We start from the raw sequence: 12179 nt of genomic DNA, 5'->3' as shown, positions 1-12179 counted from the left end.
TGTGTCTCGCCTGAGGAAAGCACGCAAAGCGGATGCGACGTCATAAGAAAAGCGCAACCTCTTTTTCAAGAAGTTGCGCTCGTATGCTTATAACGCTTGTGGGCTGAGGTGAACACCATGCGTGACCGAAATTGTACCTGTCTTCGTATCGGCTTCAACCTCGATTTTTGGTGAGCGACCGCGACCTGATACGAAATGGAGCTTCCGGTTGACGATCTCTTTTTGATCCCGGATTAATTCCATGTCATCGAGGTTGCAGTTGAGACCACCGAAGTTCGTCTCAAGCTCCCCGTACACTTCAGCACCATGCGGCAACATCAAGGCGATGCTTCCAGCAAGCGATGACGCTTTGACCTTCGCGTTTTGCACGGTCTTCAGCTCGCAACGGACGTTTCCGTTCGCCGTTTTCAGTTCTGAACGTTCGAAGACACCTGTCGTGATGATTTGTCCGTTGGCTGTCTTCGCTTTCAAGACTTTCAACTCCGACTCTTCGATTTCGATCGAACCGTTCGCTGTCGATACTTTGACATCCTCACTGAACAGATCACGGACGTTGACTCGACCGTTTGCTGTCATCAGTTGAGCGGATGTCGTATCGAGCGACGTCAACGAAATTTCCCCGTTCAACGTCTGTAAGACGAATGATTCGTAATGACGGCGTGGTACTTTCAGATGGACTGTCGCACGGACACTCTTATCCTTCAAGCGGATTGAGAGTGTGTTCGCTGAGACCGCGTGTTGGACGGCAGCTTGGAGTTGCTCAAGTGCCTGTTCTTCCGTCACCTGTTGGCGGCGGAGTGGACGTCCTGTCACCGTCAATTCGCATTCTTCAAGATCACTCGGTTCGACGACCAAGTTCGCATTGAACAGATCGACGTGAACCGTCTCACCGCTGAACGGGAATTGTTTGACGTAGGTGACGTTCGGACCGGACGCCTGATTAAGCGAAAGATCACTGTCCTTGATCCGGCTGACGAGATTATCGAACGCTGACATGACTTTCGTCGTCAGCGAATCGACGGAATACTGGTCGACCCGGTCATATTGTTCTGGTTCATCGACGTACTTATGTTCACTGGCAGAAGTTGCACGTTCGTCGATCGCTTCGAGCCGCTCGAGTTTATCGAGTGCCTCATCAATCGTTAACTTTCCTTCTTTGACTTGCTCCAATATCAATTGACGCATATCTTGCTTCATGAACCGTTCCCTCCTATTCTTGAACCTCAAACGTGTGTTACATGATACTTTCGTTTAAGTTCCCTTAGTTCCTTCCTACGAATCCTCATCCACAAAAGTTTCACGATTCAATTCGTGCCGCATCGCGTTCAAGGACCGGAGCGAGGTATCGTCCCGTGTAGGATGCTTTAACTTCAGCGATCTGTTCCGGTGTCCCGGCAGCAACGATCGTTCCGCCACCGTCGCCCCCTTCTGGTCCGAGATCAATCAAGTAGTCTGCCGTCTTGATGACATCTAAATTGTGTTCGATGACGAGAACTGTATCACCATTGTCGACGAGACGTTGTAAGACTTTCAGGAGACGCGCGATATCGTGGACGTGGAGTCCTGTCGTCGGCTCATCGAGAATGTAGATCGTCTTCCCAGTCGAGCGCTTATGCAACTCGGACGCGAGTTTAACACGTTGCGCTTCCCCGCCGGACAGTTCCGTCGCGGGTTGACCGAGACGCATGTACGTCAGACCGACGTCAGCGATCGTCTGTAATTTACGCGTGATCTTCGGAATGTTCTCGAAGAAAGCAAGGGCATCTTCAACCGTCATCTCAAGCACGTCGGCAATCGTTTTGCCTTTATATTTCACTTCGAGTGTTTCGCGGTTGTAGCGTTTCCCGTGACAGACTTCACACGGAACATAGACGTCCGGTAAGAAGTGCATCTCGATTTTGATGATTCCGTCACCGCGACACGCTTCACAACGTCCACCCTTGATGTTGAAACTGAAGCGTCCTTTTTTGTAACCACGGAGTTTCGCTTCGTTCGTCGAAGCAAAGACGTCACGGATGTCATCGAAGACACCGGTATACGTTGCTGGGTTCGAACGTGGTGTCCGACCGATCGGCGATTGGTCGATGTCGATGACCTTGTCGATTTGATCCAGACCGGTGATCCCTTTATGAGCACCCGGTTTTTCTTTCGCCCGGTTCATCTCGTGCGCGATCGTCTTATAGAGAATTTCATTGATCAACGTCGATTTCCCGGAGCCCGAGACACCGGTGACGGCGACGAACAGACCAAGCGGAATATCGACATCGACATTCTTCAAGTTGTTTTCCGATGCTTTGTGGATATGGAGCATCCGACCGTCTGGCTCTTTGCGTGTTGATGGAACAGGAATGAACTTCTTCCCGGACAAGTATTGACCAGTCAACGAGTTCGCATCCTGCATCAACTCTTCCGGTTTCCCGGCTGCCGTGACGAATCCACCGTGATCGCCGGCACCAGGTCCGATATCGATCAAGTAGTCGGCTGCCATCATCGTGTCTTCATCGTGTTCGACGACGATCAACGTGTTGCCGAGATCACGCATCGCCTTCAGCGTATTGATCAGACGATCATTATCACGTTGGTGTAACCCGATCGATGGTTCATCGAGAACGTAGAGGACACCCGTTAGACGCGAACCGATTTGTGTCGCAAGACGAATCCGTTGCGCTTCCCCACCGGACAATGTCCCCGCTGCGCGTGAGATCGTCAGGTAATCGAGACCGACGTTCTCAAGGAACGACGCCCGTTCGTGAATCTCACGGACGATCATCCGCGAAATCGTCTTATCCTTCTCACTTAATTTCTCCGGTAGTTCGTCGAAGAACATGACCGCTTGTTTGACAGACATCTTCGTCACTTCACCGATATGGTGGTCAGATACTTTGACGGCGAGCGATTCCCGTTTCAAGCGGTGTCCTTTACACGTCGGACATGCTTTCTTCGCCATGTAGCCTTCCATCTGTTCCCGAATATAATCAGACGACGTCTCCTTGAAACGACGTTGTAAGTTATTGAGGACCCCTTCGAAGTAGAGGTTCGTATTTCGGACCATCCCAAAGTCATTCTCATAACGGAAGTGGATCTCTTCCTTCGTGTTTCCGTTCAAGATCGTTTCGCGATGTTCTTCTGACAATTGTTCGAACGGTGTATCCATATCGATCTTGAAGTGGTCACAGACCGCTTTGAGTAATTGTGGATAATACTGCGAGCTCGTTGGTTCCCACGCCACGATTGCGCCTTCGTTCAATGACTTATCAGGATGCGGCACGACGAGATCAACATCGACCTCAAGCTTCGTTCCGAGACCATCACATGATGTACAAGCACCAAACGGTGAGTTGAACGAGAACATCCGTGGTTCGAGTTCGCCGATTGAGAAGCCACAAATTGGACAAGCATGATGTTCACTGAACAACAATTCGTTGCCGTCCATCGTATCGACGATGACCCGACCATCCGCGAGGCGAAGTGCAGTCTCAAGTGAGTCCGCAAGACGGGCTTCGACATCTGGTCGCACGACGACACGGTCGACGACGACTTCGATCGAGTGTTTCTTGTTTTTCTCAAGCGTGATCTCTTCGGCGAGATCCATCGTCTCTCCGTTGACACGGACGCGGACGAAGCCTTCCTTCTTCAAATCGTCGAGCACCTTGACGTGCGTTCCTTTTCGTCCGGAAACGATTGGCGCGAGGATTTGCAGACGAGTCCGCTCCGGTAACTCCATCACTTGGTCGACCATCTGACTGATTGTCTGGCTCGAAATCTCGATTCCGTGATTCGGACAAATCGGTTTACCAATTCGTGCGTACAATAGACGCAGATAATCATAGATTTCTGTGACCGTTCCGACCGTCGAACGTGGGTTTTTACTAGTCGTCTTCTGGTCGATTGAAATTGCTGGACTCAGCCCTTCGATCGTGTCGACATCCGGTTTATCCATCTGTCCGAGGAACTGACGGGCATAGGCAGATAAACTTTCGACATAACGTCGTTGTCCTTCCGCGTAAATCGTGTCGAAGGCAAGCGATGATTTCCCTGACCCGGACAAGCCCGTCAAGACGACGAGCTGATCGCGAGGGATTTCGACATCGATGTTTTGTAGATTATTGACGCGAGCGCCTTTGATGATAATCTGATTCTTCTTTTCTCCCAACTTAGGCACCTGCTTTCAATTCTAATATGAGGTCGCGGAGCTCAGCAGCTCTTTCGAACTGCATGTCTTTCGCCGCTTGACGCATCTCCTGGTCGAGCTGCTCAAGTAACGTTTCGCGCTCCGGTTTTTTGAGTTTGTTGAACTTCTCGAGTTTTTCGACGGTGTCGTCGCTCTCGATCGTCGTACTGATGACACCACGAACGTCTTTTTTGATCGTCTGCGGTGTGATGCCATGTTCTTCGTTGAACGCCATCTGGATCGCGCGACGACGTTCCGTCTCATCGATCGCCCGTTGCATCGAATCGGTGACTTTATCGGCAAACAAGATGACGTGTCCTTCCGAGTTTCGCGCCGCCCGACCAATCGTTTGAATCAGCGAACGGTCCGACCGGAGGAACCCTTCCTTATCGGCATCAAGAATCGTCACGAGTGAGACTTCCGGAATATCCAGTCCTTCTCGTAACAAGTTGATCCCGACGAGGACATCGTATTTCCCGAGTCGTAAGTCACGGATGATTTCAATCCGTTCCAGCGTCTTGATCTCCGAGTGCATGTAGTTGACCTTGACACCATTCTCTTTCAAGTAATCGGTCAAATCTTCTGCCATCTTCTTCGTCAGTGTCGTCACGAGAACACGTTCGTTCTTCGCGACCCGGTCACGGATGTTATCCATCAAGTAATCGATTTGTCCTGTGATCGGATGGATCTCGATCGTTGGATCAACAAGACCGGTCGGACGGATGATTTGCTCGACCATCTCTTTTGAATGTTCGAGTTCATACGGTCCTGGTGTCGCCGAGATATAAATCGCCTGACTGACTTTTTCCTCAAACTCCTCGAACCGTAACGGACGGTTGTCTTTTGCCGACGGAAGACGGAAACCGTGATCGACGAGGACTTGTTTCCGTGCCTGGTCCCCGTTATACATCCCGCGAATTTGTGGCAATGTGACGTGTGACTCATCGGCAACGAGTAAAAAGTCCTTCGGGAAGTAATCGAGCAATGTATACGGTGTTGCCCCTTCCGGCATCAAGTTCAAGTGACGCGAGTAGTTCTCGATTCCGGAACAATAGCCCATCTCCCGCATCATCTCAAGATCGTAGTTCGTCCGTTGTTCGAGCCGTTGCGCTTCAAGCAACTGATTGTCTTCACGTAACTTCGCAAGCTGCTCTTCCAGTTCCTTCTCGATGTTCGCGATCGCTTTCTGTAGACGGGTATCCCCCGTCACGAAGTGGGACGCCGGGAAGATCGAGATGTGCTCGCGGTCCGCGACGATCTCACCTGTCAGCGGATCCATGTCACGGATCCGTTCAATCTCGTCACCCAAGAACTCGACCCGGACACACTGTTCGTCGCGTGACGCCGGGAAGATTTCGACGACGTCTCCGCGGACGCGGAACCGTCCGCGCTGGAAGTCGATGTCGTTACGCTCATACTGAATGTCGATTAGACGACGAAGCATCTCGTTTCGCCCCATCTCATTGCCGACACGCAGTGACAAAACGTGGTTGTTGTACTCTTCCGGGTTACCGAGACCATAGATACACGAAACGGACGCGACGATCAAGACGTCCTCCCGTTCGAACAAGGCGGACGTTGCCGAGTGACGCAACTTATCGATCTCATCGTTGATTGAAGAGTCCTTCTCAATGAACGTATCCGTCGATGGGACGTACGCTTCCGGTTGGTAATAATCATAAAAACTAACGAAGTATTCGACCGCATTGTTTGGGAAGAATTCCTTGAACTCCGAGTAGAGTTGTCCCGCTAGTGTTTTGTTGTGGGCAAGGACGAGCGTCGGTTTCTTGATTTCCTTGATGACGTTCGAGACCGTGAACGTCTTCCCGGTACCGGTCGCCCCAAGCAACGTCTGATGTCGTTCGCCTTGTTTTAGCCCAGTCACCAATTTTTCGATTGCCGTCGGCTGATCACCACCTGGTTCAAATGGTGAAACGAGTTCAAAATCCATCGTTTGCTTCCCCCTCATCACGTTAAAAAATCTATTTTTATTGTACCACTTTACGAACAAACATTCGATTATGAAGTGCTCCTTTTAGGAAGTTACCCTTTTTTTCGAAAATGCAAAAGTTTCTTTTTGCTTCGAGTATTGATCCTCGATTTTTCTGCCGACAAAAAAATCCCCGTCACGGCTGTTACGTGACAGGGATGTACTCGTTAATGCAAGGACCGCACTTTAGTGCGACCATGGACCGGCTCGTTGACGAACAGAATACCAAGCTCATGATGATCTTGTTCATAGAAGGCACGTTGCGCAAACCGGATGTCGCCGTTATGGTTCATGACTTCAAGACGTAGATACGGTTTGTGTTTTTGGATGGCCTCGTAGAACGATGTTTCCGAATCGACCTTCTCACCATTGACTTTATAAATCGCTTCACCTGGAATCAAGCCCATCTCGGCAGCTGGTTTATCAGGTAGCGTTCCGAGAATGACGGCACCACGCGTTCCATTGAGGAACAATGGGGTCTGTGCCCGGTTCAAGCGTTTGACCCGCTGATGCAATAGAATATGCAGAACGAGCAACAAGACGATCCCGTACAGCCATTCAGCTTGTCCGGTGACGTATGCAAGAACCGTCAATAGAATCGCGACGAGACTCGTAATCAAACGTCCTTGAACGAGCGGACGCATCAATTCTTTCGGCAACTTACCCGTAAAGAGGAAGCTGAAGCCGATCGGTAACCAGAGAACGATCGGAACGAGCTCTGGGAAGCTATAACGTGGCCACCAGGCTTCAAGCACGTCGCCCGGAACAAAGACGAGCAAAGGCAATAGCCAAAGTTTATTCGCTGACAGCCCACCGATGAAGCGACCACGCTTCGAAACGACGAGTGACGGTGACAGGCGTCGCTTTCCGCGCCACCAGACGAGGAGACATTCCGCGACGAGCGTTAACGTCGCAAGCAATAAAATCATTTTCGGCTCAACCGTTCGAACCGGATCAAGACGTGAATCCATTAGGAACCAGCCAGCAAGTCCAAGCAAGACGATCGGCCAGAGTGGCAGGTTCAAACGAACGACACCAATCAACAGCAAGACGCTCGAAAGTCCAAGCAACAGTAGAGCGTACTGCGGTGTCACTGTCAATCCGAGCCATCCGCTGACGATGGACAAGACGAGACCGACGAGTAGACCTGGTAAAAGTGTTTCGAGGACATCGCTTCGTTTACCGTGTGTCCGGGAGCGAAACAGTCCGCGTTCCCGTTTGACACGCCGGATGCCGATGACCCAACTGACAAGGAGTGCTAACCACAAGGTCGGACTGGCGATGAGACTAATCGCGGTCCAACCAATTTCATCGAGTAATTCCACGCGCATTCAGACCTCTTTCCATTCCTTATTATTGTGCAGCGACCTCGAGTGCTTTTTTCCGCTGGACGTCATTTTTGTCGTCCTGGAGTTTCTTCAGGAGACGCGTCTCCATCTCACCCGCTGTCTGCTGATCGATTTTTCCAGTGACGTCAAGTTTCGCATCCTTTTGCAAGGCTTCGACAGCTTGTTTCATCGTGTCACCGAAATAGCCGTCCTGTCCTTTTGGCTCGTAACCGATCGCTTCGAGGACGAGGTGGGCATTCTCGACTGATTTTCCGTAATCGCCGACTGCAAGTGACTTCTGATCAGTCAGGATCTTCGTAACGTTGAAGTATGCTGGTTGCTTGACTTCGATCGTTGGCTCGACCCCTTTTTTGTGAATCCAGTTGCCGTCCGGCGTCAGCCATTTGTTCGTCGTCAACTTCAAATCACTACCGTCCTTTAAATCATACGCACTTTGGACGATGCCTTTACCGAACGATTTCGTACCGACGACTTCGGCGCCGGCACCTTCCTTCAGACCGGCTGCCAGAATCTCGGACGCAGAAGCGGATCCGCCGTCTTCGAGCACGACGATGTTATATGGTTTCTTCTCGTCTGCCTTCCCGAATTCCTGCTGGCGCTCGCCTTTATTGTTCTCGACTTGATAAATCGGCACGTCTTTCGGAATGAACGGAGCGATCATTTTCGAGACAGCCGTCAAAAGACCACCCGGATTTCCGCGCACATCGATGACGAGTCCATCAATGTTCTGACTCTCGAGTTTCGTCAACCCCTTCTCGAACTCTTCTGCTGTCGGTTCCGAGAACTGTGTTACTTGTAAGACACCAATCTTCTTGCCGTTGACATTCTCCGTTGACGTATAGACCGTCTCGATTGGAATCGTATCGCGTTTAATCGTGATCTCCATCGCGTCTTGTCCGCTACGCTGAATCGTCAGGACGACATTCGTTCCTTTTTCACCACGAATTTTTTTAACGGCTTGATCCGTCTTTTGACCTTTTGTCGACTTACCATCGATTTCTAGGATGACGTCGCCTGGTTTGATACCAGCTTTTTCAGCAGGTGATCCTTTGATCGGCGAGACGATGACGATCGACTCACCTTTTTGTTCAAGCGTCGCACCGATCCCTTCAAACGAAGACGACAGATTCGTATTAAACGATGCCGTTTCCGACTCATCCATATAAACGGAATATGGATCGTTAAGCACTTCTGTCATGCCAGATAACGCACCATCGAGTAACTCTTTATCTGTCACGTCTTTTAGATAATTTTGTTCGATCATCTGCCGGACCTGGTCGATTTTTTTCCAATCACCCGTCGCATTCGCCGACGACGATGACGTCGAGACAGAATCCGTTCCGCCAGCCGCTAGCATCCCGACGGCGCCTGCCCCTAAACCAAGCCCGAAGGTACTGACCGCGATGACTGCTGTTGTAGATTTTTTCACGCTTGATTCCCCACTTCCGTTAAAAAACGCAGTATTTTTTTCAGTATAGCAAAAAAAGATAGGTTACCCTATCTTTTCGGTATTCTATGGGATGTCAAAAGATGTACGGTGCCGGGTCTACTGCATTCGGTTGTCCGACCGCCCACTCTCCCTTATGCAATTCGAAATGCAGATGCGGTCCTGTCGACCAGCCGGTTGAACCAAGCGTCCCGACCGTTTGACCGGGCATGACCGTTTGCCCCGCCGACACACTAATTGAGTCAAGATGCGCATAGACGGTCGTATAGACCTGTCCATCGATCAAATGCGTCACCATGACGACATTCCCGTAACCTGTTGCACTACCAGCACGGAGGACGATCCCACCAGCTGCCGCATGAATCGGGGTTCCTTTCGCATTGACGAGATCGATGCCCGTATGCAACTCCGGTTTCCCTGTCAATGGATTGTTCCGCGGACCAAATGGTGACGACACATAACCTTTGACTGGTAAATGGAATGGTCGACTGACGTCGACATCAACACTCGTATCCGGTGTTGCACTTGGCGTCTCAGTCTCAGGAACCGACGTCTCTGTTTTGGGTGTCTCTGCTTTCGGTGCTTCTCCTTGTTTCTTTTCCTGCGCCGCTTCCTCTCGTGCAGCTTCAGCAGCTTCTGCCGCTTCCGCTTGACGTTTTGCTTCTGCTGCCCGCGCCACTTCTTCCGCTTTCCGTTTCGCTTCTTCTTTTGCTTTCCGTTCGGCTTCTTGCAGGGCAATCAATTCGTTTTGAATCAGACGGCGCTGATCCGCGAGAATTTCTGCTTCCTCGGCTTTAGAGAACTGCTCTTGTTGCAGTTCCTTGACCTTCGTGTTCAACTGGACGACGAGCTTTCGCTTGAGCTCAGATTCCGCAATGATTCGTGTCTGGAGCACGAGCAACTTCCGTTGTTCCCGTTTCATGCTTTCAAGCAATAGTGCTTGTTCCGAGCGCTGTTCGCTCAGTTGTTTGACGTTCCCCTTGTAAGCTTGTAAGACATGATCATCTTGTTTGATGATCTCACTGACCGTACTGAAGCGCGAAATCAAATCACCAAAGTCTTTTGCGTCGAGCAAGACCTCGATGTATTTGACGTCTCCTTTTTGTTGGACGGCACGCAATCGGCTTCCAAGCAATTCTTCTTGTTGATGCAGTTCCTTGAGCGTCTCGGAAATCGCTGCTTCCGTCAGACGCAATTGTTCTTTAGATGCAGCAACAGCCGCTTGTTGATCGGCTATCTTAAGCGCTAAATCATCCAAACGGCTGTTGACTTCATTCAGTTGCGCACGGGCTTCCTTACGCTCCTGTTTCGTCAAGATCAACTTCTCTGATGTCTGATTCTGTGATCGTTCCGTCTCTTTCAGACGGCTTTCGACCTCCTGTTGTTCCTTCAGCAAATCTTCTTTCGACGTGGCATCAACGGACACACTAGTTCCAATCAAAGCTAAGCTCAGGACGGCAGAATAGAATCGGACTTTCATGAGAAGCATCTCTCCTCTATTTTATTTTTGGGTAACTGATTTAAATCTTCAAGAAACGACCGAGTGATGTCGTTGATCCCCATACACCGATGAATGCACCGAGTCCGAGCAGGATCAAGACGACTTGTGCCGACAGTTCACCTGGCGGAATCAGCGAGAAGATTCCCGCATTCACAGTGGTCAGTTGAGGTTGGATCGCATTGTAGGAGACTTCGTAACCGAAGTAGACGACGACGATCGGGATGATGGCACCTAATATGCCCATCAATAATCCTTCGACGAAGAACGGTGCACGGATGAATCCGTTTTTCGCTCCGACGAGGCGCATGATCTCGATTTCCCGGCGACGGGAGAAGATCGTGACTTTGATTGTGTTCGAAATGAGGAACATTGCCATGAATGTCAAGCCGACGATCAGGATGATTCCACCGATCCGAACTCCTTCAAGGAAGTTAAACATCTTTTTAACATAGTCCTTACCATATTCGACACTATCTACATTTTCCATTTTTTTGATGGAATTTGCAAGTGTTTCTGTCTCTTTTGGTGAGGTAGCTTTGACGATATATCGGTCGTGAAGTGGATTATCCTTTTCAACCGACTGATAGGCTTGTGAGCCTTCGCCAAGTTGCTCCTTGAAGCGGTCCAGTTCTTCTTCTTTCGAACTATAACGAACAGAGTTGACACCCGGCATCTGCTTGAGGGAGTCACCCACTGCATCAATCTTCGACTGGTCTGCTTCTCGTTCGACGAACACTTGAATTTCAACGTCTTTTTCGACGTTATCGGAAATCTTGTTGACGTTGAACATGAGCATTGCGAATATTCCTACGAGAAGTAAAGTGACGGTAACAGCACTGACAGAAGCGAATGTCATCCAGCCGTTCCGGACGAGACCTTTTGCCCCTTCCCGTAAATGACGGAATCCATTAAACTTCATAGCCGTACATTCCTTTCTCTTCGTCTCGGACGATTTTTCCTCCGTCGATCGCTAAGACACGATGACGCATCTTGTTAACGATGTCTCGGTTGTGTGTCGCCATTACGACCGTTGTCCCACGGCGATAAATCTCTTCGAATACTTCCATGATCTCCCATGCTGTATCCGGGTCCAGGTTCCCAGTCGGCTCATCGGCGATGACGAGTGACGGACGGTTGACGATGGCTCTCGCGATCGAGATCCGTTGTTGTTCGCCCCCAGATAATTCGTCCGGATAGTTACGCTCTTTATGTTTGAGCTTTACGAGATCGAGGACCTCGAGGACTTTCTTCCGAATTTGTGATTTGTCTTCTCCTACGACTTCTAGCGCGAAGGCGACATTTTCATAAACCGTCAATGACGGGAGTAGTTTGAAATCTTGGAAGATGACGCCGATTTGGCGACGAAGTTCGGGGATTTGACGATTCTTCAGCTTACCGACTTCGATTCCTTTAAATAAAAATGAACCGCTCGTTGGTTTCTCTTCGCGGTACATCATTTTCATGAATGTTGATTTACCCGCACCCGACGGACCGACGATATAGACGAATTCGCCTTGATTGATCGTCAAATCGACCTCACGGAGTGCCGTGACGCCGTTCGGATAAATCTTACTGATTCGTTGCATCTTGATCACGTACTTCACATCCTTACTTATTTACTGATGCTGAATGGATAGGTCCAAAAACCTACCGACCACCATTATAACAGGGACAAAATTGAACGCACATTACAATCAAATGTCATTTCAGGCGATTATACC

General features: G+C 50.0%; 8 protein-coding genes. All 8 read right to left on the bottom strand.

Going from position 1 to position 12179, the window contains the following annotated elements; translation table 11 throughout:
* Positions 1-87 precede the first annotated feature (87 nt).
* The gene (locus tag B4C70_RS09835) at positions 88-1197 is read right to left on the bottom strand and encodes a DUF4097 family beta strand repeat-containing protein (protein ID WP_035396288.1); all 1110 of its coding nucleotides are present in this window, start codon (positions 1195-1197) and stop codon (positions 88-90) included.
* Positions 1198-1297: 100 nt separating this feature from the next.
* Entirely contained in the window at positions 1298-4153 is a 2856-nt protein-coding gene (gene uvrA / locus B4C70_RS09830) for an excinuclease ABC subunit UvrA (protein ID WP_290778930.1), read from the bottom strand.
* 1 nt (position 4154) lies between these two features.
* The gene (gene uvrB / locus B4C70_RS09825) at positions 4155-6122 is read right to left on the bottom strand and encodes an excinuclease ABC subunit UvrB (RefSeq protein WP_290778927.1); all 1968 of its coding nucleotides are present in this window, start codon (positions 6120-6122) and stop codon (positions 4155-4157) included.
* 206 nt (positions 6123-6328) lie between these two features.
* Entirely contained in the window at positions 6329-7492 is a 1164-nt protein-coding gene (locus tag B4C70_RS09820) for a PDZ domain-containing protein (protein ID WP_290778924.1), read from the bottom strand.
* A 22-nt stretch (positions 7493-7514) separates the two neighbouring features.
* Positions 7515-8939 carry a S41 family peptidase gene (locus B4C70_RS09815; RefSeq protein ID WP_290778921.1) on the bottom strand — a complete coding sequence of 475 codons (1425 nt, stop codon included), beginning with the start codon at positions 8937-8939 and terminating at the stop codon, positions 7515-7517.
* A gap of 94 nt (positions 8940-9033) precedes the next feature.
* Positions 9034-10437 (bottom strand): M23 family metallopeptidase, encoded by a 1404-nt coding sequence (locus B4C70_RS09810; protein ID WP_290778918.1) that lies wholly within the window; start codon positions 10435-10437, stop codon positions 9034-9036.
* A 40-nt stretch (positions 10438-10477) separates the two neighbouring features.
* The gene (gene ftsX, locus B4C70_RS09805; RefSeq protein WP_064299412.1) at positions 10478-11377 is read right to left on the bottom strand and encodes a permease-like cell division protein FtsX; all 900 of its coding nucleotides are present in this window, start codon (positions 11375-11377) and stop codon (positions 10478-10480) included.
* Positions 11367-12053: a cell division ATP-binding protein FtsE gene (ftsE, locus tag B4C70_RS09800; RefSeq protein WP_029342495.1), complete on the bottom strand. Its 687-nt coding sequence runs from the start codon at positions 12051-12053 to the stop codon at positions 11367-11369. The genes ftsX and ftsE overlap by 11 nt, the downstream gene beginning before the upstream one ends.
* Positions 12054-12179 lie beyond the last annotated feature (126 nt).

It is taken from the genome of Exiguobacterium sp. UBA5002, assembly GCF_002396765.1.
In the GTDB taxonomy this organism is placed as follows: Bacteria; Bacillota; Bacilli; order Exiguobacteriales; family Exiguobacteriaceae; genus Exiguobacterium_A.
Note: the sequence above shows the minus strand (reverse complement) of the source record. Positions and strands in the feature narration are given on the sequence as shown.

Excerpts from the sequence above, each read along its gene's own strand:
- B4C70_RS09835 (WP_035396288.1), bottom strand. The coding sequence starts at position 1,197 with ATGAAGCAAGATATGCGTCAATTGATATTGGAGCAAGTCAAAGAAGGA.
- B4C70_RS09810 (WP_290778918.1), bottom strand. The coding sequence starts at position 10,437 with ATGAAAGTCCGATTCTATTCTGCCGTCCTGAGCTTAGCTTTGATTGGA.
- B4C70_RS09820 (WP_290778924.1), bottom strand. The coding sequence starts at position 7,492 with ATGCGCGTGGAATTACTCGATGAAATTGGTTGGACCGCGATTAGTCTC.
- uvrB (WP_290778927.1), bottom strand. The coding sequence starts at position 6,122 with ATGGATTTTGAACTCGTTTCACCATTTGAACCAGGTGGTGATCAGCCG.
- ftsX (WP_064299412.1), bottom strand. The coding sequence starts at position 11,377 with ATGAAGTTTAATGGATTCCGTCATTTACGGGAAGGGGCAAAAGGTCTC.